22 protein-coding genes are annotated in these 23,854 nt (G+C 63.8%); 6 read left to right on the top strand and 16 right to left on the bottom strand.

Going from position 1 to position 23,854, the window contains the following annotated elements; all coding sequences use genetic code 11:
- Positions 1-37: 37 nt before the first annotated feature.
- The 9 genes from HMPREF1484_RS05200 to HMPREF1484_RS05160 form a co-directional block, all read right to left on the bottom strand.
- On the bottom strand, positions 38-1,267 hold the full coding sequence (locus tag HMPREF1484_RS05200; RefSeq protein WP_016663975.1) for a galactokinase family protein: 1,230 nt from the start codon (positions 1,265-1,267) through the stop codon (positions 38-40).
- Positions 1,264-2,058 carry a nucleotidyltransferase family protein gene (locus tag HMPREF1484_RS05195; RefSeq protein ID WP_016663974.1) on the bottom strand — a complete coding sequence of 265 codons (795 nt, stop codon included), beginning with the start codon at positions 2,056-2,058 and terminating at the stop codon, positions 1,264-1,266. The genes HMPREF1484_RS05200 and HMPREF1484_RS05195 overlap by 4 nt, the downstream gene beginning before the upstream one ends.
- Before the next feature lie 44 nt (positions 2,059-2,102).
- Positions 2,103-2,924 (bottom strand): fructosamine kinase family protein, encoded by an 822-nt coding sequence (locus HMPREF1484_RS05190; protein ID WP_016663973.1) that lies wholly within the window; start codon positions 2,922-2,924, stop codon positions 2,103-2,105.
- On the bottom strand, positions 2,925-3,971 hold the full coding sequence (ccsB, locus tag HMPREF1484_RS05185; protein ID WP_016663972.1) for a c-type cytochrome biogenesis protein CcsB: 1,047 nt from the start codon (positions 3,969-3,971) through the stop codon (positions 2,925-2,927).
- Positions 3,968-5,593 (bottom strand): cytochrome c biogenesis protein ResB, encoded by a 1,626-nt coding sequence (locus tag HMPREF1484_RS05180; protein ID WP_016663971.1) that lies wholly within the window; start codon positions 5,591-5,593, stop codon positions 3,968-3,970. Before HMPREF1484_RS05180 ends, ccsB begins: the two co-directional genes overlap by 4 nt.
- A 32-nt stretch (positions 5,594-5,625) precedes the next feature.
- Positions 5,626-6,375 carry a cytochrome c biogenesis CcdA family protein gene (locus HMPREF1484_RS05175; RefSeq protein ID WP_156979633.1) on the bottom strand — a complete coding sequence of 250 codons (750 nt, stop codon included), beginning with the start codon at positions 6,373-6,375 and terminating at the stop codon, positions 5,626-5,628.
- A 5-nt stretch (positions 6,376-6,380) separates the two neighbouring features.
- Positions 6,381-6,959 carry a TlpA disulfide reductase family protein gene (locus tag HMPREF1484_RS05170; protein WP_016663969.1) on the bottom strand — a complete coding sequence of 193 codons (579 nt, stop codon included), beginning with the start codon at positions 6,957-6,959 and terminating at the stop codon, positions 6,381-6,383.
- Complete coding sequence (locus HMPREF1484_RS05165; protein WP_016663968.1) at positions 6,956-7,603, bottom strand: histidine phosphatase family protein; 648 nt, start codon at positions 7,601-7,603, stop codon at positions 6,956-6,958. Before HMPREF1484_RS05165 ends, HMPREF1484_RS05170 begins: the two co-directional genes overlap by 4 nt.
- A gap of 69 nt (positions 7,604-7,672) precedes the next feature.
- Positions 7,673-8,185, bottom strand: a complete 513-nt coding sequence (locus HMPREF1484_RS05160) for a MarR family winged helix-turn-helix transcriptional regulator (RefSeq protein ID WP_016663967.1) — start codon at positions 8,183-8,185, stop codon at positions 7,673-7,675.
- A 228-nt stretch (positions 8,186-8,413) separates the two neighbouring features.
- Here HMPREF1484_RS05160 and HMPREF1484_RS05155 point away from each other — a divergent pair, with 228 nt between their 5' ends.
- Together HMPREF1484_RS05155 and HMPREF1484_RS10930 are read left to right on the top strand one after the other, a co-directional pair.
- Positions 8,414-8,956: a YceI family protein gene (locus HMPREF1484_RS05155; protein ID WP_016663966.1), complete on the top strand. Its 543-nt coding sequence runs from the start codon at positions 8,414-8,416 to the stop codon at positions 8,954-8,956.
- A complete protein-coding gene (locus HMPREF1484_RS10930; protein WP_016663965.1) occupies positions 8,953-9,294 on the top strand; it encodes a glutaredoxin family protein in 342 nt (113 codons plus the stop codon). The genes HMPREF1484_RS05155 and HMPREF1484_RS10930 overlap by 4 nt, the downstream gene beginning before the upstream one ends.
- A gap of 370 nt (positions 9,295-9,664) precedes the next feature.
- Here HMPREF1484_RS10930 and HMPREF1484_RS11250 read toward each other — a convergent pair whose 3' ends face one another.
- From HMPREF1484_RS11250 to HMPREF1484_RS05140, 3 genes are all read right to left on the bottom strand, one after another.
- On the bottom strand, positions 9,665-9,763 hold the full coding sequence (locus tag HMPREF1484_RS11250) for a 30S ribosomal protein bS22 (RefSeq protein WP_005504750.1): 99 nt from the start codon (positions 9,761-9,763) through the stop codon (positions 9,665-9,667).
- 197 nt (positions 9,764-9,960) lie between these two features.
- A complete protein-coding gene (locus tag HMPREF1484_RS05145) occupies positions 9,961-11,655 on the bottom strand; it encodes a GTPase family protein (RefSeq protein ID WP_016663964.1) in 1,695 nt (564 codons plus the stop codon).
- Positions 11,655-13,433, bottom strand: a complete 1,779-nt coding sequence (locus HMPREF1484_RS05140) for a dynamin family protein (protein ID WP_016663963.1) — start codon at positions 13,431-13,433, stop codon at positions 11,655-11,657. The genes HMPREF1484_RS05145 and HMPREF1484_RS05140 overlap by 1 nt, the downstream gene beginning before the upstream one ends.
- Positions 13,434-13,578: 145 nt before the next feature.
- On the opposite strand from HMPREF1484_RS05140, the gene HMPREF1484_RS05135 reads away from it, so the two are divergent.
- Complete coding sequence (locus tag HMPREF1484_RS05135) at positions 13,579-14,985, top strand: TrkH family potassium uptake protein (protein ID WP_016663962.1); 1,407 nt, start codon at positions 13,579-13,581, stop codon at positions 14,983-14,985.
- 19 nt (positions 14,986-15,004) lie between these two features.
- Positions 15,005-15,673, top strand: coding sequence for a TrkA family potassium uptake protein (locus tag HMPREF1484_RS05130; protein ID WP_016663961.1), 669 nt, complete (start codon positions 15,005-15,007; stop codon positions 15,671-15,673).
- A gap of 41 nt (positions 15,674-15,714) precedes the next feature.
- Here the strand turns inward: HMPREF1484_RS05130 and proC are convergent, their stop codons facing one another.
- From proC to HMPREF1484_RS05115, 3 genes are read right to left on the bottom strand one after another with little or no spacing between them, the layout of a single operon-like run.
- Complete coding sequence (gene proC / locus HMPREF1484_RS05125; RefSeq protein WP_016663960.1) at positions 15,715-16,554, bottom strand: pyrroline-5-carboxylate reductase; 840 nt, start codon at positions 16,552-16,554, stop codon at positions 15,715-15,717.
- A gap of 15 nt (positions 16,555-16,569) precedes the next feature.
- The gene (locus tag HMPREF1484_RS05120; protein ID WP_016663959.1) at positions 16,570-16,749 is read right to left on the bottom strand and encodes a hypothetical protein; all 180 of its coding nucleotides are present in this window, start codon (positions 16,747-16,749) and stop codon (positions 16,570-16,572) included.
- Positions 16,746-21,236, bottom strand: coding sequence for a hypothetical protein (locus tag HMPREF1484_RS05115; RefSeq protein ID WP_051120628.1), 4,491 nt, complete (start codon positions 21,234-21,236; stop codon positions 16,746-16,748). Before HMPREF1484_RS05115 ends, HMPREF1484_RS05120 begins: the two co-directional genes overlap by 4 nt.
- 194 nt (positions 21,237-21,430) lie before the next feature.
- Here HMPREF1484_RS05115 and HMPREF1484_RS05110 point away from each other — a divergent pair, with 194 nt between their 5' ends.
- Positions 21,431-21,646 carry an Rv0909 family putative TA system antitoxin gene (locus HMPREF1484_RS05110; protein ID WP_016663957.1) on the top strand — a complete coding sequence of 72 codons (216 nt, stop codon included), beginning with the start codon at positions 21,431-21,433 and terminating at the stop codon, positions 21,644-21,646.
- A gap of 306 nt (positions 21,647-21,952) precedes the next feature.
- On the opposite strand, the gene galE is transcribed toward HMPREF1484_RS05110, so the two are convergent.
- A complete protein-coding gene (galE, locus tag HMPREF1484_RS05105) occupies positions 21,953-22,966 on the bottom strand; it encodes a UDP-glucose 4-epimerase GalE (RefSeq protein ID WP_016663956.1) in 1,014 nt (337 codons plus the stop codon).
- A 665-nt stretch (positions 22,967-23,631) separates the two neighbouring features.
- Here galE and HMPREF1484_RS11890 point away from each other — a divergent pair.
- The gene (locus HMPREF1484_RS11890) at positions 23,632-23,784 is read left to right on the top strand and encodes a transposase (protein WP_255348419.1); all 153 of its coding nucleotides are present in this window, start codon (positions 23,632-23,634) and stop codon (positions 23,782-23,784) included.
- Positions 23,785-23,854 lie beyond the last annotated feature (70 nt).

Raw genomic sequence — 23,854 nt, 5'->3', positions numbered from 1 at the left:
CCCTGCCCGCGCACGGCGCCGATATCGCCCGCCTGAGCTAGAGGCGGTTTGCCGGCGCTCCGGGCTCGGACATGAGGGTTGTAGCAGAGTGCTGCGGGTATGTTGCCTCGTATTCGCGCTTCCACTGGCGCGCAAACGCCGCGGCATCCGCGCGAGAAACGAGCGCCCACACGCTCCCGCCGAACCCTGCACCGAACGCGGAGGCGGCACGAGCCCCGAGCGCGCGTGCCGAGCGAACAAGCTCGATGGTTTCCGGAATCTGGTTGCCGAGCTTTCGTTCCGCAAGGTCCTGCGAGCGCAACACGATCGCCGAAAACGCGTCGATATCCCCTCGATTGAGGGCTGCGGCAGCCTCGGGCACGAGCACCTCGGACTCCTCGATGAACTGCTCGAGCCTCTGACTCGCATACCCCTCGGGAGCGACGCGCCTGAGCGGATCGAGCTCGCGCGAGGAGCGATCCACGGGCAATGAGGGATCACTGCTCCCGGTCAGCTCTCGCAAGACGCGGTGAAGCGATGAATCATCGCGTCCCTGCTGCTCGTTCCACGCTTCGAGCACCGCCCCGAGCGCAGCAGGCCCACGGTTGTACGCCTCGCGCGCCGCACCCGTCTTTTCGGCGAGGACCCCGCTCACGGCGATGACGAACACCAGATCTTCAGGAAGCGACGAGGTGCCGAGAACCGTCGGCGGATCAAACACCACGTGGCTGAGCGCGCCCGGCTGCGTCGCGAGCATCCCGGTGTGATCGAGCGACCCGCCCGACGTGCCCACGCCCGTGAGACCCGCGAGGTCTTTGAACCGCTTCCCGTTTTCGATCGAGGCGGCGTACCCCGCGAGATCCACGCGATTGTCGATGTTTCGCGTCCACTCTTCACGCGCGGGAAGGTCGTTGAGGTCCGCGAGAGTGAGTGCCACCGCCGTGAGGACCGCGGACGAACTGCTCATCCCCGAGGCGGGTGGCAGATCCGAGTCAATGGTGAGTTCAGCCGGAGCAAGCGGACCGAAGTTCGCCGTGAGGCGGTTGAGCGCCGTTTGCACGTAGTGGGCCCAGTGGCCGTTCGGCAACTTTGGGTCGCGCAGCGGGGTGAGTTCGGCCGGCTCGCTACTGAGCGACGTGCGGATGGTGAATGTCGAGGAAGCGTCGGGCTTGTTCCGCCCGCGCACCGTCACGGCCCGGCTCACCGCCGATACGAGCACCTGGCCGCCCCCGTAGTCAGTGTGTTTTCCGAGGACTTCGATGCGGCCCGGAACCCGCCACCCGGTCACAGGCGCACGTCCACGTGGGAGAGGCGCGCCTGAACATCGGCGATATCATCGCGGCGCGAGAGGTCGAGCACCCCGCCCGACACCGGCACGACCTGCACGCTTTCGAGCGCCATGACGGCATCGACGATCTCGTACTCGCCGCGGGCCGACGGCGCGATGCTTCGGCACGCCTCAAAGATGGACGGATCGAACGCGAAAAGGTTCATCGACACCGGTGCGCTCTCGCCAAACTCGGCACGTTCGGACTCGGACGGTTTCTCGATCATGCCGGTCAGGCGGTTGCCCTCGTGCCTGATGAGCGCGAACGAGGCGATTCTCTCGGCGGGAATGTTGCTGTTTTCGATGAGCGACGCCCGGTCAAAGCCCGCGATTGCGCTCCCCGACACCTTCGCCATGGCCTCGAGGGCTTCGCGCGGGTAGAGGTTATCGCCGTTGACCATGAGCATCGACTCCTCCACCACGACGCTCGCAGCGCTCGCGAGGGCGTTCGCCGTGCCGAGAGGCTCATCCTGGACCGCAAAGTCAATGCGCAGGCGGCTCGGCGCGAGCGCGCGGACATGCGCGCTGAACGCCTCGTGTTCGGGCGCGACAACGACGACGGCCCGCGTGATGCCCGCATCCGCAAGCGCACTGAGCGAATAGTCGATGAGGCGATGCGCGCCGATCGGCATGAGCGCCTTGTAGCCGAGGCTTGCGGCGGCAGCCTGCTCGGCACTCAAGCTCGTGCTTTCGCCCTCAGCGCGCATGCGCGTGCCAAGGCCGCGGGCGAGAATTACAGCGGTGGTGATCACGGGGTTCCTCCGAACCAAGGGTTGTTCCCTGACGGGTATTAATCCTAGGCGTAGCGCCGCGCGATCGTGAGCGCCTCGCCGGCGTACCCGCCGCCAAAAAGTGCGGCGTGCAGGAGCACAAGATGCAGCGAATGGAGAGCGAGAACGTCTCGCCACTCATGCGCGAGTGGATGCGCTGCTTCGTAGCCTTCGACCACGTGGGCGAGATGCGGCGCTCCGAACAAGTGAAGGGCCGCGAGGTCATCCAGACGGTGGCCGGAATACGCCGCGGGATCGATCAACACTGCCCCCTCGGAATCAAAAAGCACGTTGCCCGCCCACAGATCACCGTGGACACGTGCGGGAGGCTCGTCGTCATCAAAATCACCGGCGCACAGCCTCGACATGAGACGCCTGAAAACTTTGCGCTGCTCCGCGTCGAACAGATCCCCCGACGCGCGCACGAGCGGGTCGACCCGCGCATTCGCGAACATCGCGCCCCACGAAAGGTACTCGCCTTCCTGCGCGAGGGGAAGCGCAAGCTGCTCGCCCGCGGGCCCCTGGAGACCGTCTCCCCGCCACGCGCGGCCTTCGGCATCGACCGGCCCGAGCCCGAAACTCCGCTCGCCACTCTCACTCGCGCGGCCGCAACCAGCGCCATGCGTCACGGCGAGTGCCGCGCCAAAGTCGCGCGCCGCACGCGCGCTAGGCGCTACGTGCGAAATGCGTTCGAGGCACAGCTGGGAGGCGTCGGACCCCACGATCCCGACCACCCGAGCACCACCGCTCGTCGCGGCCTCCTCAAGCCACTCGAGACCCGCGCGTTCCCACTGGATCGCGCGCGCGGTCCCAGGTTTGCGGAAGACGTCGCACTCACGCACCGACATTTACAGGCCCGAGTACGAATGCAAGCCGTTGATGACCGTGTTGACGATCGTGTAATTGAAGATCACGCACACGAAACCGGCGATGCAGAAGTACGCGGCGGTCTTTCCTCGGAAACCCACCGTCGCGCGCGCGTGGAGGTACACCGCGTACACGATCCAAATGACGAACGTCCACGTTTCCTTCGGATCCCAGTTCCAGTAGCGCCCCCACGCATAGTTCGCCCAAATAGCACCAAAGATCAGCGTGAACGTCCACAGCACAAAGCCCACGGCCGTCGTTTGAAATGCAACCTGCTCGAGGCGCTTGGCGTTGGGAACCCGCTCGAGCACCCGCTCGAGAAGCGACGAGCCCGCCTCATTCCCCGCCTCGAGGCGACTCTCACGCGAATGCTGGAGCAGCTGCAGCAGCGCGACAACGGCGGACAGGGAGAACAGGGCCATCGAGAGGATCGCCACGATCACGTGAATCACGAGCCACGGCGAATTCTGGAGGCTCGGCGTGAGGTGCGCGGCCGGCAAATACCACGACGTGTACGCGATGACCATAATGAAAAGGACGGGCGTAAGCACGAAGAGTCCAAGCCTACGCATGTCCCGCACTCGGTGCGCGAGCAGCAGAAATATTGCCATGATGACGGCCGCCCCGGTCATCGAGAACTCGTACATGTTGCCCCACGGCACACGCTGAGTCGCGATACCGCGCGCAATGACGCCGAGGAGCTGGAAGGCGGTCGCGATCGTCGCAGCCCCCAGGGCGAAGCTCAGCGGACTCATTCCACGTGCAGGCGTGAGTTCGGCCTCGGCATCGTCGGCGCCGTCAGAAAGGTCGAGATCCGCGGCAGGGGCAGAGCCGGCGAAATTGGAGCTCGCAGGCGCGCCGACGGTGGCGAGCTCACGCTCGCGCGCTTTCTTCGCGAGGCGCACATCCGAGCGCACCCGAACCGCTTTCGCGAGATCGATGGCAAAGGCGACGAACGCCATCATGTACACGACCATCGCGAGCAGGATGAAGAAATCCGATGCCGCGGCGAGCTGCTGAAAATTCACTGACGGGGTCCTTTTCCTCGAGGAACGGCGGAGGGGGAGGCAGGCGCGAGGTGGTCGGCGAGGCGGGCCACGTCGTTCGCGAGGGCGAAGTCTTCGCTACGCGCAAGACCAGCAACCTCGATCTCTACGCCTTCGCCCGCGGGGATCGCGCGCACCCACAGGCGGCGGCGCGGGATGAAGAGCGAAAGCATGAGGCCAGCGGCCGCGGTGAGCGCCATCGCAAGCGTGAAACCCTGCCAGGGGTCATGCTTCACGTCGAAAGCAGCATAGCGCTTGACGCCGCGAAACTCGATGCTCGAGCCATCGGGAAGATCGAAGCTCTCCCCGGGCGAAAGGCTCATGAGCAGAGGTTTCCCATCGGCTTGGGTCACTTGGTCAAGCGTGGAGACGTCGATCTGATAGGCGTTGGTGGGCACGCCGGCATCGAGGCCCAGGTCACCGGTGTGCGCCGTGAGGAAGAGCTTCGGTTCCACGAGGCCCGCGTATGTCGAGTGGGGGCCGCGCTCATCGACGACGGCCGTCGGCGCGAAGATCCCCACGAGAGCCATTTGCTTCGGGGACGCATCGGGTATCTTCAACACGATCTGGCCGGTGTAGTTTTTGTCGTTCGAGACGGCACGAACGGGCCCGTCCGCGACGACGTTCCCCTCGGGGTCACGCACGGTGAGGATGGGGGCGTAGCCGTTGCCGAGAAGAAACGCGCTCGCGCCATCGACCTCGAGGGGCTCGTTCACGCGCACGCGCTTGCGGAATGTTTCGCGGCTCGGTGCCTCAACGGTAAGGTCCGCCTCGAACTTCGTGGGCAGCCCGAAGGCCTTCGGATTCGAGGTATCGGTCGAGAACTCCGCGCGAAACTCGTCGAGCGTGAAGCGGAACGGCGGGAGATCGTCGGGATTGAACCACGCGCCCGACTCAAACGTGTCGTAGCCGGTCAGAGAGTTCGCAAACCCCTCCCCCTCGACGACGGTGATTTGCCCGCGATATGACGTGAGATAGCCGAGCCCCACGCCGATGAGGACGCCGAGGAGCGCGATGTGAAACACGAGATTGCCGGCTTCGCGCAAATACCCGCGCTCGGCGCTCACGCTCAGCGCACCCGTTTCCTCCTCGAGGTGCCGCACGCGATAGCCGGTCCGCTTGAGGCGCTTTCCGGCGCGATCCTGGATATCCTTCGCCGTGGCTGCCTCGACAGGACGTCTCGTGTAGCCAGTGAAGCGCGTAAGCCGGCGCGGCGTGCGGGGCGGCTGCGCGACAACCTGACGCGCGTATGTCACGCAGCGCGGAAGCACACAGCCCACGAGGGAAATGAACAGCAGAAGGTAAATCGCGCTAAACCACGGCGAGGTAAAAACCTCGAAGAATCCTGCCCAGTCAAGAAGCTCGCCCCACCAGCCGTTCTCGGCCAAGAACTGATCCGTTTGCGCGGGATTCACGGAGCGTTGCGGCAAAAGCGACCCGGGCACAGCCGCGACCGCGAGCAGAAGAAGCAGCACGAGCGCCGTGTTCATGCTCGTGAGCTGGCGCCAGATGAAGCGCAAGCTTCCGCGCAGGCCGAGACGCGGCAGGGTGGGCTCGCTAGCGGGAGTGGGGTCGGGGGTGTCCGACGCTTGCTGGGCTTTCACCGCGGCTTCTCCTTTCGTGTGATTCGGGCCGGTCATATGACGGTCGTAAACGAGCCGGTCCACGTGGCAAGCTGCGCCATCCAGGCGCTCCACTGCCCCGTGAGAAGCAGCGTGCCGATCACGATGAGTAGCGCACCGCCGGCCACGGTGACGGATCGACGATGACTCTTGAGCCACGCCGACCACGTCAGTGCGCGGTCAAAGAGAAGGGCGAACGCGAGAAACGGGAGGCCGAGACCGAGCGAATAGGCGAGGGCGAGGAGCGCGCCGCGACTCGCGCTCCCGCCGTCGAGAGCGAGCGTGCTCACGGCGGCGAACGTCGGTCCGATGCACGGCGTCCAACCGAAACCGAAGATGATGCCCATGAGCGGGGCGCCCCACAGTCCGGCATCGGGCCGTTTCTTCACGCGCATCTCCCCGCTCAGACGCGGGAAGAGGCCGATGAACAGGAGTCCCATAAGAATCACGAGGACGCCTGCAATGCGGTTGATCCACGTGGTGTGTGCGCTGAGGGTGTACCCAATGGCCCCAACGAAACCGCCCATGACCATGAAGATCGCGGTAAAGCCCAGCACAAACAGAAAAGCTCCCAGGGCGAGGCGACCGGTGCGATTATTCTTCTCTTCCCTCTGGCCGGCCAAGCCGGAGACGTAGGCGAGGTAGCCGGGAACGACCGGGAATACGCACGGCGACATGAATGCCACGATCCCCGCGAGCGCGCTCACGGCAGCGGCGAGAAGAAGCGAACCGTCGAGAACAGTGCTCGCAAACACGTGCTGGATTTCGGTCATTCGGAGAGGACCCGATCGATCATCGCGCCAAGGATCGAGGGGTCGGCGAGGCCGGAGATACGCGCGGCAACCCTCCCCTTCGCGTCAAACACGAGAGTTGAGGGCACGGCATTCGGGGAGACCTGCCCGCGAAGTGCATACATGATGGTGCCGTCCCGGTCGGGGATCGACGGGTAGGGAATCGAAAACTTTTGCTCAAACGCCTGGGCAGGACCGGCTTCGTCTCGCACGTTCACGCCGACGAACGTCACGCCTTTGCTCGCGTAGGTGTCGTGGAGTTTGACGAGGTCGGGAGCCTCCTTGCGGCATGGTGCACACGAGGCGTACCACACGTTGAGCACGACCGGGGCGCCACGCTTCTCACTCAGCGTGAAAGTCTCGCCACTAAATGTCTCGCCCGAGAAGTCGTAGGCATCGCCGCGCTTGTCGACCGCGATTTCGGTGCTCACGCCCGAGCCTTCAACGTAGCCGGTGTCGTAGCGCGCGGAGGTATCCGTGCTCGCGCAACCCGCGAGGCCCACAATCCCCAAGGGAAGAGCCAGCGCCGCACGACGCGTGAAAGATACGTTCCTCATGTGAGCTTCCCTCCCGTGGCATCCACCGCGCCCTCGTAGAGCGCGGCGGCAGGCTCCGCATACTCGACGTGATCAAGATGCTCCCCGCTGAACACGAGGGAGGTCACGGATGCGAGGCCGCATTCACGCTTGCGCGGGTCGTGCAACATCGGCTTGTGCTCTGCGGCGCGGCGCGTGAGCCAGATTGGCAGCTGGTGCAGCACGAGCACTGCCTCGTGCCCCTCGGCGGCGTATCGAGCATCGCGCACCGCCGCCATGACGCGATCCACCTGGTCGCGGTATCGCTCGCCCCAACTCGGGCGAAACGGGTTCACGAAGTACTTCCAGTTCTTCGGATTGGTGAAGCTCGCTTCGCCGTGGCCAATCCTGTGGCCTTCAAAGTGATTGAGGGCCTCCGTGAGGCGTTCGTCAGTCTCAATCTCAAGCCCGTGCGGTTCAGCGATCGGCTTTGCCGTTTGCTGCGCGCGCAACAGTGGAGAGGCCACCACCTTCGCGATGTCACGCTCCGCAAGAGCCGCGCCCGTCAAGCGGGCCATCTGTTCACCGCGCTCCGAAAGGCGATAGCCGGGCAGGCGTCCATAGAGGATCTTTCCCGGGTTATGCACTTCACCGTGCCGAACCAGGTGAACGATCGTCTCAGTCATAAGCCCCTCTCGAAGGTAGAAAGAGTGGCCACGAAGCGACCACAAAGCCTTGGCCGTCCAGCCTAGCCTCTAGTCCCGCTCGCCGGCGGAAAACTCAATGCACTCGCGGTCCTCATCACTCACGAGCTTATCGAGGATGCGAGCAAGCTCGAGAAAATCCTCTCTACCCAGCGGCTCCAGAAGAAATTCACGCACGCTTCTCACATGCACCGGCGCCGCTTGCTCGAGCAGCTCGCGGCCCGCGGCCGTCAACACGGCGACGCGCCCGCGACCGTCGGACACCGAACGCTCCCGCGCCACCAGACCGCGCTTTTCCATGCGCGCCACCGTGTGCGTGAGCCGAGAGCGCGAGTGGACGACCTGTTGGGCGAGATCCGACATGCGCACGCAGTCGCTTTCGCTCTCGCTCAGCCGTACGAGAATTTCGTACTCGGGGAGCGAAAGGTCGATTCGTGGATCCTGCTCGAGGGTCTGCGAGAGGCGATCCTTGAGGCGCGTGGTCGTGAAAAGGTAGGTGCGCCATGCCTCTTGTTCCTCGAGGTCGAGCCACGGGACCTCCTGCCCGACGTCCTCGTTCGCCACCTGCGGCCCCTTTCGCTCAAACTCTCGGATAGTGCATGAAAACGCCTCCTATTATGCGCGTATGGGGACCCGGGTGCACGAAAGGGTGTCCCCCACCTCACCTCCTGAGCGGCAGCGAGGGCAGGTCGCGAGGGTTGACAACACCACACATCAGGTTTTAGTTTAGTTTTCAACTTCTGGGGTTGTGGAACACGCCCGCCCCAATCCACGGCAGAAAAGGAGAACCCCATGACCGCACTTCCCGAAGGCCTCACGCAGGGAACCTGGACCCTCGATGCCTCGCACACCACCGTCGCCTTTACCGTTCGTCACGCCGGCGTTTCGAAGACTCGCGGGCAGTTCACCGACGTCTCCGGCCGCATGGTCATCGGCGAAAAGCTCGAGGACTCTCGCGTCAATGCCGAGATCCAGATTGCCTCCCTCACGACCGGGAACGAGGATCGCGACAACCACCTCAAGAGCGCCGACTTCTTCGACGCCGAACAGTTCACCGCCATGGCCTTCACCTCGACGGCCTTCGACGGCACAACCCTCAAGGGTGATCTCTCGATCAAAGACGTCACCAAGGAAGTCGAACTTGACGTCGACTACGAAGGCGCCGCAACCGATCCCTTCGGCAGCTACCGCGCGGGCTTCTCGGCGACGACCAAGATCTCCCGCAAGGAATTTGGACTCACGTGGAATGCGGCCCTCGAAGCCGGCGGCGTTCTCGTGGGCGACACGGTCACGATCACGATCGACGTCGAGTTCACGGCGCCCGCGGCAGCATGACACCCCCCGAAGGATCCGCCGAGCCGGGCCTCGTCTCCTCGAGCGGCGCGCGCATTGTGCTGCTCGAAAGGCCCGGCTGTCACCTGTGCGAGGAAGCAGCCGAGGTAGTCTCGCGCGTCGCCGCGCTCACGGGTGAAGAGGTCGAGCGCGTCAACATTGAAGCCAATGATGAGCTCGCGCGGCGTTGGTCGATTGAGATTCCCGTTGTCGCCGTCGACGGCGACGTTGTCGCCGTCTATCGCGTGAACGAAGAGGAGCTCAAGGCTGCCCTCGTACGCGGCCTGAGGCGCCCGAATCCGCTCTTTGGTGCGGCAGCGCGCATTTTCCGCCGCGGCTAGCGTAGGGCTGGGTGCGGCAACACCGCCCAGTAACTCCCGGTTCAGGCACTAGGGCCCCTCCTCATGAGGAGGGGCCCTAGTGCTTTGTGTGCCTCACCATCCCCCCTATCCATCCCCCTTCTCCTCTCCGCCCCCTCCCTTTCCCCTCTCCGCCTGCCTTTTCGAAAGTGGTGAAAAACGGCGTGAGAGTTGCGTTTTGGCGCGCCAGGAGGCGATTTTTCGCCACTTAGAATCCGGGAGCGAGAACAGAAACCAGGGGCCGAGATTGAAACCGGGGGCTATAGCCTGGAATGAATCACAAAGAAGGCCGCCGCCCTCCGGATGGAGTGGCGGCGGCCTTCTGCACAAGCGGGCTTTGGCCCGCTGCGCCTTACTTCTTGTTGCGGCGCTGGTGGCGGGTCTTGCGGAGAAGCTTGCGGTGCTTCTTCTTCGACATGCGCTTGCGACGCTTCTTGATCACGGAACCCATGATTGCCTCTTTTCTTACAGTACGTGGTGGCGGCGGCACCGCCCAGGTGTCAGTGGCCGGCACGCGCCGAGCGCAGCCGGGGCGGCCACCCTCTCGCGGGGCAGCGGCCACAAACACAGACAATGAACTATTTTAGCGCTGCACCCCAATGCGCTCAAAGGGCATTGACGAAGCGTGAGGGGCTTCACGCGCACGTTTCAGACCGACGCCACGAGCGTGGCAAGGGAAGCCTCAAGGCGCGCCGCCCGATCAAGCTCCCCCTGGGCACGTGCAACGACTGTGCGCTCCGCTGCCTCACGAAGCGAGGATCGCAGCGCGCGACGAGCCCGCCGCTTCCGGGAAGCCGCAACGAAAGAATTGAGAACCGCGGCAAGGGCACCCAACACGATTCCGAGCCCAAGCCCCGCAATAATCATCGCCGTCGGTACGGGCACGGGAACCCACAGCCCCTCAAGCATCGGCATGGGCGGCTTCGGCACCTGAAGGAAGTCGAAGCCAGCAAGGGCGAGAAGCCACAAGAGCCCCGCTATTGCCATTAGGAACGAGAGCCACTGCACGATGTTGAGCGGGAGCCACGTCCACGACTTTTCGGCTCCGCGAAAGTCTGTATGGGTGAGGGCATAATCGACCTCGTCGGGAAGGGCGTCCTTCTCCTCTTCGAGAGCGTCCGCGAGACGACCCGGCCACGGATCCGGTGCCTGACCGGCAAGAGCCAACGCGAACTCATCGACCGCGCGATTCATCCGGGCACGTGCGCCAGGGGCATCGATCGAAAGTGAGGATCGTGCGACGAATTCGTCGTCCGAATCTCCCTTGCGGTGCCTGTTACCTCCCCGCCCGACGCGCATGCGCTCGAGCGGGTCAATCTTAAACGCGCCAATCCACCGCAGCGCCGGCCAGCCGGTATGGCGACCCGCGCGCGTGCGGTAGCTTTGCGCAACTGCTTCAGAGATTTTGTCCACCTGGGCCGCGGTAGCGCAGGCATCTTCGAGTCGGTCGAGCTCGACGGTTGGTACTTCTCGCGCGAGCCGAGGAATCTCGGCGGACTTACGCGAAACGGTCACCCCGGTCGCACGCGCGATGGCCTCCCCCTCGGCGCGAGCGTCCGCGAGCAGACGCTCGAGAACAGCGCGCTTCGACTCGACAACGGTGGCGATCTGAGCTCGCAAGTGAGGGAGCCCGGTGCCATCGACGGCACTCACGAGGCATACCTCTGTTTTCGCAAGACCGTCCTCGGCAAGCAGTGCCTTCATCGAGGAGCGCACCGCCGCACCGTCGGCCTTCGTGAGGCGATCGGCCTGGTTCACGACGACGATCGTGACCGCATCGTGGCGCGCGAAGCGGCTAATGAACTCGGTGTGCAGCACGGCGTCCGCATACTTTTCGGGATCCGTAACCCAGACGAGCACATCGACGGTGCCGGCGAGACGCTCGGCAATCTCGCGGTTAGCGCTCTCGACAGAATCGAAGTCGGGGAGGTCCACGAGGATGGCTCCCTGCGGGAGGGATCCGCGGCCCACCGTGTGCCGCTCGCGAATCTCGAGCCAGTCAAGGAGCGAGGCCGCTGAGCCGTCCACGTGTTCATCCGCAGACTCGGGGAGGATCGCGAGAGCTTTCGAGGTCGTGGGGCGCCTGTGCGCAACGCGCGCGATGTCCTCACCGACGATCGCATTCACGAGCGAGGATTTCCCCGATCCCGTTGCCCCGAAGAGCCCGATCACGGTGTGCTCGCTCGAATGCTCGAGACGCTCCGTGAGCCGCGCACACGCGGCACGCGCGCCCTCGAGCGTCGCATCGTCGAGGAGCGGCTCCGCCTCCACAACCGCGCCGCTCAGGGCCTCCACGGCAGTGTCGAGTCGGCCGCGGGTCTTCGTGACGGATCGAGTGCTCACTATTGCCCACCCCTTCGGGGAGCAGCGGAGGGGCCACCCAGGTTCTCGATGAGTTGACGCACGGTCTCGGCATCGCTGTGAATCGTGCTCGATGCCGTCGCGATGGGGTGCGCAGCGAGTGCCGTAGCGAAAGCTGTTGCTTGTGTGTCCACGACGTTGCCGATGCGCGAATCGAGCATTCCGCGCGCTTTCTTCGCGAGCCGCCTCACGGCCTCATCGCCAAAGATCGATTCGAGAAGTTTCTGCCCCACGAGCGCCGTCGCCGTTCCCGCGCCTACCTCGAGGCCAGTCGGCATGAAGGCGGTGGAGGCGAACACCACGACCATGAGCGCGATGCCCACGACGTTCACGCCGAGGGACAGCACTCGTGCCTGCGTGCGGCGGTCTGAACCCTCTGATTCGACGAGGTCAAGGACGTCCTTTTGCCACGCCCGTACCTGATCCTCAACAGTGCGGCGGAAGCCTTCGGGCACCTGCATAAGCGTGACGGCAAGGCCGGGGCTCGACTGCAACAGGGACGCGCCTGCCGCATGCGAGTTCCACGCACGAACGGTACGCGAGCGAGCGTTGGCAACCTGGTCGATGACGACGGTCACGAGGCCCGTCTCAATCGCGTTCTCGGCTGCGACCACCGGGCGCGTGCGTCCCGTAAGAGCCGCGGTGATGCGGTCGCGCGTGCGCGACACCCACCCCTGTACGCCCTTGAAAAACTCACCGGTGCCAACGACGTCCTGCCAGCGCGCGAGAACCTCACCGCGCAGCAGCGCACCGTCGCGCGTAAGGTTCGCGATCGAATCCTTCGCCGCATCGAATTCGGCGCGCGCGAGCGCCGCAAGCCGATCCCGTTCGTCTTCCTGCGCGGCGACCGCTTCGCCGAGTTCGTCGAGAGATTGCGCTGTCGCCACGAGCGCCCCGCGCAGGGTGCGCCGCGCGATCGCGCTGCGCGCCTCCTTATCGCGGGCGAGCGCCCCCAGCCACGCCGAAAGCTCGCGCACCTCATCTGTTTCGAGGATCTCCCCCTCGCCGAGCTCCTGCTCGTGGATCGCAAGCAGTCGCTCCGTCATAACGCCGCGCTCCGCGAGCATCGCTCCCAGGTGCGACGTCAAATCTTCGGCAACCCCGTCCTTGTGCGGGATGCGATTCATGATGACGACCACGGTCACCTCGCGCTCCGCGGCTTGCGCGAGGGCGAGCCACGGCACCGCATCCGCGTACCGATGCGCGGTTGTCACGAAAATCCAGAGGTCTGCCGCACGAAGTAGCTGGCCAGCAAGCTCGCGGTTTTCGCGGCTGACCGAATCGATATCGGGCGCGTCCAAAAGTGCGATTCCCTGGGGCACGCGTTCGCTTTCGACCAGGTGAAGGGCCGTGCCGAATCCAGCTCCGCGTTCGCGCGCTTCGGGGCTTGACGCACTCATGTGCACGCGAGGAAGCGAGGGCAAGATTCTGTCCCCTTCGAACCACTGCGCATCAGAGGGATTGTGCACGAGAACCGGTTGGCGCGTCGTCGGCCGCAAAGCCCCCGCGCGCGAAATGTTCTCCCCCACGAGGGCATTGACGAGCGTCGACTTACCGGAGCCGGTCGAGCCGCCCACTACCGCGAGAAGCGGCGCCTCGAGAGAGGCAAGCCTCGGTGCGAGGTGGTCCTCAATCTGCTGCGCAATATGCCCTGCCTTTTCGCGCGCCTCAGCCGCGCCGGCGATGTCAAAAGGGAGACTCGCCTCGCGCGTGCGTCGCGCGAGCGGCGACAGAAGGGGGGAATCGGCACGTGCATCCATGACACAAGCCTACCGAACTGGGCCTGCAGTGGAGCGCGACAACCGTCGGACCCGAGCGGCCCACCGGTCCCCCACAAACATGCCCCGCGCCCTGAAAGGGAATAGAGTAAACGCGGCTCCACTTCTCGCGCCGAAAGGAGGCTCCGTGGGAGCACCCGTCATCCCCCGCCTAAAACCACGGCGCCGCCTCAACGCGATCACGTCTTTTATTTCGCGCCTCGTGCGCGAAGCGGCCCGCACCTCCCCCGCGCGCCTCGCACTGTTCGTGTTCACGGCAATGATCCTGCTGTTCACGATCATCCTGGAACTGCCCATTTCAAGCGTGTCCGGTCAGCGCACCCGCTTTGCTGACGCCCTCTTCACCGCTGTGAGCGCCATGTGCGTCACCGGCCTCGTCACCGTACCCACGCAAACCCACTGGTCAACGTTCGGGCTCGTCGTACTCATGGCAGCGATCAAAGTGGGCGGTCTCGGTGTTTTGACTCTCGCTTCGCTCCTTGGCCTGAGCGTGATGCGGCATATGGGCTTGGCTCAGCGAATCGTGACGGCCCGCGAAACCAAGGCCGCTAAGCTCAGCGAGGTCGGCGGGGTTTTGCGCACGATCGTTATCACCTCAACGGGGTTCGAGATCGCGACGTTCATCGCCCTCGTCCCCTTCCTCTTGCGCCACGAAACGAGCCTCAAGTACGCCCTCTTCAATTCGATTTTCTACGCGATCTCGGCATTCAATAACGCGGGGTTCATCCCGGAGGTTGGCGGCATTTCGCGCTACATGGCGGATCCGTGGTTTTCGATCCCGATCGCCACGTCCGTGTTCGTGGGCGCGCTCGGCTTCCCGGTCATCCTCGTGCTCGTGCAAAACTGGCGCACGCCCGAGCGCTGGAGTCTTCACGCGAAGCTGACGATTTGGACCTCGAGCATCCTGCTGGTCGCGGGCACCGTCGGAGTTCTGCTTTCCGAGTGGGACAACCCCGCCACCCTTGGTGGCCACGGCTTCGACACGAAGCTGCTGTCGTCAACATTCGCGAGCGTCATGACCCGCTCCGGCGGCTTCTCCACTCTCGATATCGGCGCGATGAACACCGACACGTGGCTCATCATGGATCTGCTCATGTTCATCGGCGGCGGCTCAGGGTCGACGGGTGGTGGCATCAAGGTCACGACGTTCGCCCTGCTCGTGCTCTCGATCATCGCGGAAGCACGGGGCGACCGCGACATTGAGATTTTCGGTCGCAGCATCCCGTACGACACGATTCGCCAGGCGATTGCCGTTCTCGTGATCAGCGTGCTGTTCGTTGCGATCGCAACGTGGACGATGCTGCGCCTGACGGATTACCCGCTCGATCGCGTCCTGTTCGAGGTCCTGAGCGCGTACGGCACGGTTGGGCTCTCGACAGGGATCACGAGCGATCTCAGCCTTGCCGCGAAGTACGTCATCATCGTGTGCATGTACGTGGGGCGTATCGGTCCAATGACCCTTGGTGCGGCGCTCGCGCTGCGCAGCCGCCGACGGGTCATCCACCTGCCCGAAGAACGGCCCGTCGTCGGCTGAGTCCGGTAGGCTGGAACACATGGCAAACTCCCGCTCCTTCGGCCGCAGCGTCCTGATCGTCGGCCTCGGTCGTTTCGGGGCGTCGATGGCCCTCAACCTCGAATCGCTCGGCACGAACGTGCTCGCGATCGATAAACGCGCTGATCTCGTCCAGGATTACTCGGGCAAACTGACCCACGTGGTCGAGGCAGATGCCACCAATATTGAAGCGCTCAACCAGGTTGGCGCGTCCAGCTTTGACGTCGCCGTCGTTGGCGTCGGCACGTCGATTGAAGCGAGCGTGCTCATCACCGCGAATCTCGTGGACCTCGCGGGCCCCGTCATTTGGGCGAAGGCCATCTCGGTTGCCCACGGCAAGATTCTCGAGCGCATCGGCGCGCACCACGTCGTGTTCCCCGAGAAAGACGCGGGTCAGCGGGTCGCGCACCTCGTCAACGGTCGCCTCCTCGACTACATCGAGTTCGACGACGGGTGGGCGATCGTGAAAATGCATCCGCCGCGCGAGATCCAGGGCTTTTCCCTTGGCGAATCAGACATTCGCACGAAGTACGGTGTCACGGTCGTTGGCGTGAAGTCTCCGGGCCGCGACTTCACCTACGCTGAGCCCGAAACGGTCGTCTCCTCGCACGACACGCTCATCGTTTCCGGCCACACCGAGCTGATCGAGCGTTTCTCTAACCGCCCGTAGCACGAGTTTCCGGGTAAAGGGTTCCGACGATTGCCTCGCCCCTAGCGCTCTTCCATTTTCCGCGACGCCTGTGCGGCCGCTCTCATGCCGCGTGCCATGAGCGCACGGATCCCGCCTTCTTCAAGTGCGGCGATGGCCTGCGCGGTCGCACCGCCCGGTGAGGTCACGGCGTAACGCGCACTCGTGGGCGTTTCACCGGTCTCGTGCAGGAGGGTTGCGCTTCCAAGCATGGTGCCCACCACGAGATCCGTGGCAACGGCCCTCGTGAAGCCTTGGGCGACGGCTTCGTCGATCATCGCCTCGACGATGAGGAAGAAGTACGCGCTTGCGCTCCCGGCGGCGCCGATCACGCCGTGAACCTGATGTTCGGGAATGTCGACGACGGTCGCGGACTGCGCGAAAAGGGCGTGCGCAAGCGCGCGCTCAGCCTCGCTCGCGTGGTCGCCCGGCATGAGGCCCACGACGCCGCGACCGACCGCGATGGGCGTGTTCGGCATCGCCCGCACGAGCGCCGTGTGCCCGTCGAAAGCATCGCCGAGCGTTGCGAGACTCGCTCCGGCGAGAAGCGACACAATGAGCGTGTCCTTCCGCACGTGCGGGGCAATCGCGGGGGCCATGTCGTCGAGGTGGTACGGCTTAAAGCCGAGCACGATCACGTCGGATTCGGCAACGGCGGCTGCGAGGGTGTCGTCGGACCCGAAGCGTTCAAACGCACTCGTGGCGCCGATCTCCTGAGCGGCCACTTGCGTGGACGTCGCACTCGAGTTGAGAAGAACGAGTCTGTCGGCGCCGACGCCGGCCTTGCGGATGGCACGCGCGACCGCGCCGCCCATGTTGCCGGCGCCGATCACGGTGACGGTGAGGTCAGTAAGGTTCGCCATTGCACGCATCCTTCGCTATCGAGTGCGGCCCCAGTGCGGCGGCACGTCCCGCATGAGCCGCTCGTCGTTTGAGTCGTCGCCGCGATCGGCCGGTGCCCGCTTCGGGATCACGCGGTCCTTCGCTGGCTCGACCTCCATGGGCTTTCCCGTGATGGAGGAAACGACGAGCCTGCTGCGAGCCTTTTTCTCGCTCACCGAGCCTCTCCCTCGCTTTGTTTCGCGAGGTAGCGGCGAATCGCGGCTGAAACTGACACGTCGAGCAGGACGCTGCGCTCGGTAAACGCCAGGAACTCGCGCACCTCCGTAGCGAGTTGCTCGGAGAATCGAGCCTGACCGTCCGAGCATATGTAGGCGACGACCTGATCGAAGTCGTCCGGTCCGTAGAAGCTCAACGGGTGACCGGCCGGGATCTTCGGCTTCGGCAAGCGATGGCGGGCAGCGCCCCGCCCGATTTTGATGTCCTGCTGCTCGAGGTAGTCGTGGTAGGCGCGCTCGACGCTCTTGATCACGCGTTCTGCTTCGCCCTCGGGATCGATGAAGAGGGCCCACGACCAGACGCGCTCAACAGTCCATCCCGCCGCTTCAAGGCGCTCTGCGCTCAAGCGGTCGCGTTCACGCTGGTCCGTGATTTCGCGGTAGCGCGGGCCGTCTGTCGCGACGGCGACGAGGTAGCGCCCGGGAAGCTCGGGGTGGGCGATCGCGAGTTCGACGCGCTCGCTCGACAGGCCGTAATCGAGTTCGACCGTGTAACCGGCGCGCCACAGGCGGTCGGCGAGGTCAGCGACGAGCGCTTCGGAGCTATCGGGGATGTCCGGTTCGGCGGGATGCTCAGGAGCATTATCGTCGGTAGCCTCGCCCTCGACCGCAGTTCCGGGTTCGCCTTCGTCAGCCGGCTCGTCGCCCTCGCTATCCTCGCCGGCGTCGACCGGTTCCGAGGGTTCGGTTTCGGCGGGGCTAGCGTCGGCACTCTCGTTCTGCTCGGCAGGTTCCGACGGCTCCTCGATCTCTACCGCAGCCTCGTGATCAAGCACGCTTTGCGAGAATCCAGCCTCGAGGAATTCAAGCAAAAGCCGCAGGTCACGCGCGCCCTCCGTGCGAAGCCTATCCACCTCGAGATCGCTGCTGCGCACGGCGCTTACGACGCTCGTGTGGAAGCGGGCTCGGGTCAAAACCGTGAGGAGGGCCCTGCGGCCGGCGTCCGTCGACAGCGGGCCGAAGCGATGCAAGAGGCGATCGTGGGGGGTGAGACCGAAGCCGAGTGACACGATGACGTCGTCGCGCACGATCGCTGTTGCCGCCTGCGCGGGCACGACCGTGAAGAATTCTTCGCGCTCGGGGTTGAAGAAGTCGTGTAGATCGGGCAGGCGACTCACGGACCGCATGACCGAGTCCTGGACGGCCTTGGCATGCGTGGGTGTGAGGGTCAGGACCGCGAGTGAGCGCTCGGGGTTGTGGCGCGCGTGGTAGATCACGAGGTCGGTGACGCGGCGAAGCTCGGCGTCGGTCGACTCCACAAATTCCGCGCCCTGGCGCACGGGGCCCCTGCCATCCGGGACGTAGATGAAGGTGTCCTCGTCGATGTGCTCGGGGCTCGGCGGCGCGAGCAGCGCACCCCATCCCGCATCGAGCGCCTTCGCGCGGTTCTCGACGAAGCGTCGCACGCCGCCGGTCGCGGGATGCGTGTCGCGCACGAGCCGCAGCACGGGCGCGACTTCACTCGCTTCGTCGAGGAGGCGGGCCATGCCCGAGTGGTGGGCGCGAACATCGTCGCCATCAACGAAGTCAAACGGGTCGCCGACGATCACGGCCTGGCTCGCTCGCGACACTGCCGGGATCGCCGCGGCCGTGGGGAGTCGCGCAGCATCGGCGAGAATGACGAGATCGAAGTGGCGCCCGGCGGGAATCATTTGCGGCACCATGAACGGCGAAGCAAGCCACAGTGGCCGCGCACGGAACATGATGTCCTGATACTTCCCGGCAGTGTCGCGCACGCTCATCGTTCCCGGAGTATTGAGCTCAATAATCGCGCTGCGCGACGTTTCCGGGAAACGCTTCATGGTTTCCACGAGCAGCTCGTCCACGCGCTTGCGAACCCGGAAGCGACCGGCGTTGAGATTGTGCACGTCGAGGCGGCGATAGCGCTCGGCCACCTGGGAAAGCTTCGTACCGTCGTACTGCGAAAGGGTCGGTTCAGCGCGCGCGATGAACTCGAGCACGCTCACCCACCACGCGAGATTGAGCTCGGCGACGGCGAGGTCACTTGTGATTTCCGGGCCGCGAATATCGCGAAGGAGCGCCGTGAATCCCTCAAATTCAAGTTCACGCATGACCTTCGTGCGGCGAGGGAGAACATCGAGCACCTCACTTCGCGCGTTGAGCTCCTTCATGCGTTCGTGAAGCGCGCCAAGTTCGGTGTTGTCGAAGTCGGTGCCCTGCTCGGTGCCCGCGAGAAGAACCTGCAGTTCATCGAGGCTCTTTTGTGTGCTACCCACGAGCGCCTCAACCTCACCGAGCGACTTCGGTACAACCGGGGTGAGGCCAGCGTCGGTCGCGATCGCTTCCCACTGGCGGTGGATGTCCTGAGCGGCCAGGAGGTGCGCGCGCAAGTTCTCCGTGTTTTCCGACGGTTGCAGCATCGATTTTGCGAGCTTCTTCCAGCGGCGACGCTCGCCAAAGCCCATGACCGCCCCGTGTTCCTCGCGGAAGGTTTTGTCGGAAACCGCTGCGAGAAGCATGTCGATTTTCTCGTTGAACAGCTCCGGGCGCACGTGGCGGAAAAGGGAGCGCATGGCATCGAGAACGCGCACCGTGTGCCGAAGCTCCGCGAAGCTGCGGGCCTTTTCAAGGTTGCACGGCGCACCGAGAGCCTCGGCGTGCTCTATAAGCTGCGGAAGTGAGGCCTCATCGAGCTCGGTCACGAGTTCGAGTGCGCGCTTGGCCTGGTGCTCGCTCGTGATCGAGGCCCCGTACCACGGGGTGTCCTCGGGAACCATGCCGAGCGCGCCCGATTCGACTGCCTCGCGCATGAGTCGCTCGTACCGTTCGCGATCCTTGAGGATCGCCACGGCGACGTTCGACGTCAGTCGCACGCCCGTGCGCGGCGCGGGGCGGCGGCGTGCAAGATCGGCCAGTTCATTGATCGCTTCGTGGGCGCTCACACCCCACGGTTCCTGCACACGGTGCATCGCCTCGACGTGCCCCGTGAGCACGTCGCGCGCCTCTGCCAGCCCTTCGGGCTCAGCGAGACTGACGGGCGGCACGAACGAGCTTGCTTTCGCGAGCGAGAGCAGCATCGAGCGGCTCGCCTCGCGCTGGAGATGCGGGTCGGGGACGAGGCTAAGGAGGATGTCCTCGAGGCCCGCGGCCTCGATTTCTGACTGAAGCTCGGCGAGTCGACTCGAGCTTTGCGACACGAGAAGCACGCGTTTGCCGGCGGCGATCTGTTCAGCCGCGAACGCCACGACGGTGGGCGCTAGTGGGCGACCTGGCGCGCCGTGAACCACGAGTGCGGGGCGCCCCTGGAGGTTTTCGGCAATGAGGCGCGCATCGGCATCGGCGCTCGCGACCGACTCGGGCACCTCCTCTTCTGAAGAAGGCTCAACTGCGAGTTCATCGCGTGATTCTTCGTCACCCGCGAGCGCGCCGATGATCGGCAGGTCCGCGAGGTCCTCGGCCGGAACATCGAAGTCTTCGAGCATGGGGCCCGAGGTATCCACGAGGTTGCCAACGACAAGAGCGTGGGAGATGCGGAAACCGGGAAGCGGTTCCCCGAGCGAGCGGAACGCGTCGAGGACCGGCTGCGGATCGAAACCGTGGTGAGAGTCGGTGAGTTCGAGTAGCGCACGGGCGTCGATGAGGACGCCTTCGTCGCGAAGGGCCCTCAGCACGAGGGGGTTGAGGTCGACAGCGGCGTCAAGGTCGATGTCGATGTCCTCGCGGGCGCCACCTCGCACGTGCAGGTTGAGCGGACGCAAAAGGAGCGGCGCATGCACCTGCTCGCCCGAAAGATCCACCCAGGTTGCCTCCCCGATCGCGAGGTGGCACGTCGTGAGACCGCGGTTTTCGGCGTGGGCGAGGGCACTCTCGCGGATCTGGAATGCGGCTTCACGCGCACGCTCGAGGGAGGCTTCCTCGCGCACGAGCGAAGAGAGTCGTGTGGAGCCGCGGCTCGCAAACAGGTGGGCGAGCCCCTGCGGATGCGAGTTCGTGAGGTCGAGAAACACACCCGAGCGCATGTCTGTCAGGAAGTCGTGGTCTCCGGCGAGTGACGCGAGAGCCGTGCGCCACGTCGCAAGCGATTCCTCGATCCGTTCCTCGCGGCTGGCTTCCGTCACGAGCACGCGCGAGAGGGCACCCTGCAGGTCGGTGACGTCATCATCGTCGTCGAACGCCGCGGGGGTGAACACGTGCGCGCCGGTGTCCTCGACACTGCTTTCGGTGTACTCGTGCATCGTTTCGCGCGTCTCATGCGGGTCACGAATCTCGAGCGTGGGCTCCTCGGCCGCATGCGAGCCGCCGTCATTTTTCGCGTTTTCGGTCTCGCTAGCATCCCGGGCGCCCTCGGCGCTCGCCGATCGCCCCACCCACGCGTGACTTTCGCGCGCGCGTGAAGTCAGCGCGTCATCCTCGGCCTTCTTACTGCCCTGAGATTTCGCGCGTTTTGAACGTCCAAACCAACTCACCTTCCCACGGTATCCGAGCCGAGCCCCTGAGCCACTGAGGCGGGCATGTGGCGCGCCGCTCCTTACCGCATTTTTACCCTCGCGCACTCTTCTCTGACGACGTTCACGAACCCTCCAGGTTTCTTCCCTAGCGTTTTCGTCGTAGCTTCCACACGGGAGGCTCACGCAGTTGAGACTCTACGAAAGGACTTGACATGGGATTCGATGATGCACTGAACAAGGCCAAGGGCGCGTTCGAACAGAACGAAGATAAGGTCAAGGATTTCGCCAAGGAGCACGACGCTCAGGTTGACGGCGCGATTGACAAGGCGAGCGAGAAGGCTCAGGACGTCGCTCCCGACCAGCTCGGCGACAAGATTGCTGACGGTGCCGACAAGGGCAAGGACGCATTCGACAAGTTCCACGGCTGATCCCCATTGACTCGTCGCTAGCGCCACGGCGTTAGCACTGAAGGGGCGTTTCCCGATTCCGGGAAGCGCCCCTTCTTCAATTCCATAGAGGTTGTGGGGATTTTCAAGGTTCGTGGTGAAGGGGAGCGTCGCGTCGCTGACGTAGAACGGCTCGTTGCCCTGCTGTGATGGGTGTTGTCAAGTCATCCACATCTCGGAGGACCACGAGCCTGTGCACGAGAATAATGGTTCGCAGCGCGATGCTGCGAGCTCTCTCCACTCTGATCCCTCGTGCCCTCGCTTAGGCTTCACGTCAGAATCAACTACTCAGTCCGCCAAATCGGGAAGTATAAGCTTCCGACGCTCGAACCACTCCAGGGTACTCGCAATACCGTCCTCAAGAGATGACGATGCAGTCCAGTTCAAGAGCTCCGCCGCCTTCCTGGAACGAGTAAACGCCCCAGCGCTGTCGCCAGGACGGCGCGGAGCTTCAACGACACGCACACTCTCCCCGACCACGCTCTCGAACGCGGCGACTAGCTCACGAACGGTAGTTCCTTCACCTGTGCCCAAGTTGATAACTTGATAGGCGGAGTCGGCTGCGATTTTTGCACCCTCCCTGACTGCAGCAACATGCGCCTCTGCGAGATCCCAAACATTGACATAATCTCTAATTCCCGAACCGTCCCGAGTGGGATAATCAGTGCCCGTGATTTGGAATTCAGTATCGCCTCGGTGTGCTTCAATCAACTTACCGAGGGCGTGCGAGGGTGAAGCTATTTGAAGCCCGGTTCTAAACTTAGGGTCAGAGCCAATGGGATTGAAGTAACGCAACGACAGTACGTTGAGGTCGCTCGCCGCAGCGATGTCTTGAAGCATTACCTCAAACATCGCCTTGCTTCTAGCGTATGGACTCGTAGGGGCCAGTTCTGAGCTCTCGTCTACCGAAAAGTCCTCGCTCACAGCGTAGATTGACGCCGAACTACTGAACACAAGCTGCGAACAGCCGTTCGCGATCAATCCGCGCACGAACGCCAGAGACTTGCTGATGTTCGCTTCGTAGTATCCCAGCGGGTCCGCAACCGAATCGGGAACCACTATCAGTGCTGCAAAATGAAGCACGACTGCGATGTCAGGATGCTCCTCATAGATCCGGTCTAGTAGGGCACGATCGTCGATATCACCCTCATAGAACGTCAAGCCCTTAACGAACTCACGTCGACCGGTGATGAGATTGTCCAGAACGACTACCTCGAAACCTTCGTCCCGAAGCCTAGAAGCAACCGTGCTTCCAATGTAGCCAGCTCCCCCTGAAATGAGCACTTTGACCGGGTGATTCATGAGCAACTCCTCAGATAGTCACAATAGTGGTTCAGATCCAGTCAATATAAATTCGTCAGAAACTTCCCAGATAGCCTGCGCCACGATCTCGTGTCCAAGCACCATTCCTGACCATTGATTGACATCTCGAGCGATCCGTGAAGGATCGGTGTGTCGGTAATTCTCAACTGTCAAACGTGACGGTCCAGCAGCCTCTAGGCCCAATGTAGGAACAACCAACTCAGGACTAAGCAACAGGGATTGCTTCTGCTCGTCGGGCAACTCCTCAACCTCCGCCACCTCGAATGAACATTGATCTATGTCAACGTTCGTGCCTGTCCCGCTCTTAAAAGACATACCGAACCAAGCTTCAGGAGTCATAATCTCCAGGCGCGAACTCGCCATAAACTTCGGTGACCGACACGACTACCGGTCCCCCAGCTAGAGCTACACCCGGCACCTCCGGGCAATGTCCGAACAGCTCTCAACTAAATTTATCATGGCTGACTCCACTTACCGAGAGGGTCCGAGTCCGAAGCCTGTTGGGAAGTTCAATCCTCATCATTCGCAAAACCTTCCTCACAGGGCATCAATTCGCAACAGAACTCGCTCACTGCTTCGTGAAGTTCAAGCCTATGATTTTCCACGAACGAGTTCCTCTGAACTCGTCTAAATAACTCGTTCGGATTGGACTTGCACTCACCTATTGGAGCAGCGCTGCGGTCGAGGCCGCGAACACCGGCACCAAGAACATCAAACGCACCGGCCGCGGATTCCGCAACCCAGAGAACTACCGGATGCGCATCCTGCTGACCAGCGCCGCAAAAACCGTAGCGTGAATACCCGCCCCAGCAGGATCATTCACCACAAATCGCGAAGAGCCGGTTATGGGGCTTCGGCGGAACCTCA

The organism is Dermabacter sp. HFH0086 (assembly GCF_000413375.1).
Classification (GTDB): domain Bacteria; phylum Actinomycetota; class Actinomycetes; order Actinomycetales; family Dermabacteraceae; genus Dermabacter; species Dermabacter hominis.
The sequence above is the reverse complement of the archived record's forward strand: the minus strand, read 5'-3'. Positions and strand labels throughout refer to the sequence as shown.

Excerpts from the sequence above, each read along its gene's own strand:
- HMPREF1484_RS05190 (WP_016663973.1), bottom strand. The coding sequence starts at position 2,924 with ATGTCGGTGCGTGAGTGCGACGTCTTCCGCAAACCTGGGACCGCGCGC.
- HMPREF1484_RS05170 (WP_016663969.1), bottom strand. The coding sequence starts at position 6,959 with ATGAGGAACGTATCTTTCACGCGTCGTGCGGCGCTGGCTCTTCCCTTG.
- HMPREF1484_RS05165 (WP_016663968.1), bottom strand. The coding sequence starts at position 7,603 with ATGACTGAGACGATCGTTCACCTGGTTCGGCACGGTGAAGTGCATAAC.
- HMPREF1484_RS05155 (WP_016663966.1), top strand. The coding sequence starts at position 8,414 with ATGACCGCACTTCCCGAAGGCCTCACGCAGGGAACCTGGACCCTCGAT.
- HMPREF1484_RS10930 (WP_016663965.1), top strand. The coding sequence starts at position 8,953 with ATGACACCCCCCGAAGGATCCGCCGAGCCGGGCCTCGTCTCCTCGAGC.
- HMPREF1484_RS11250 (WP_005504750.1), bottom strand. The coding sequence starts at position 9,763 with ATGGGTTCCGTGATCAAGAAGCGTCGCAAGCGCATGTCGAAGAAGAAG.
- HMPREF1484_RS05140 (WP_016663963.1), bottom strand. The coding sequence starts at position 13,433 with ATGGATGCACGTGCCGATTCCCCCCTTCTGTCGCCGCTCGCGCGACGC.
- HMPREF1484_RS05130 (WP_016663961.1), top strand. The coding sequence starts at position 15,005 with ATGGCAAACTCCCGCTCCTTCGGCCGCAGCGTCCTGATCGTCGGCCTC.
- proC (WP_016663960.1), bottom strand. The coding sequence starts at position 16,554 with ATGGCGAACCTTACTGACCTCACCGTCACCGTGATCGGCGCCGGCAAC.
- HMPREF1484_RS05110 (WP_016663957.1), top strand. The coding sequence starts at position 21,431 with ATGGGATTCGATGATGCACTGAACAAGGCCAAGGGCGCGTTCGAACAG.
- galE (WP_016663956.1), bottom strand. The coding sequence starts at position 22,966 with ATGAATCACCCGGTCAAAGTGCTCATTTCAGGGGGAGCTGGCTACATT.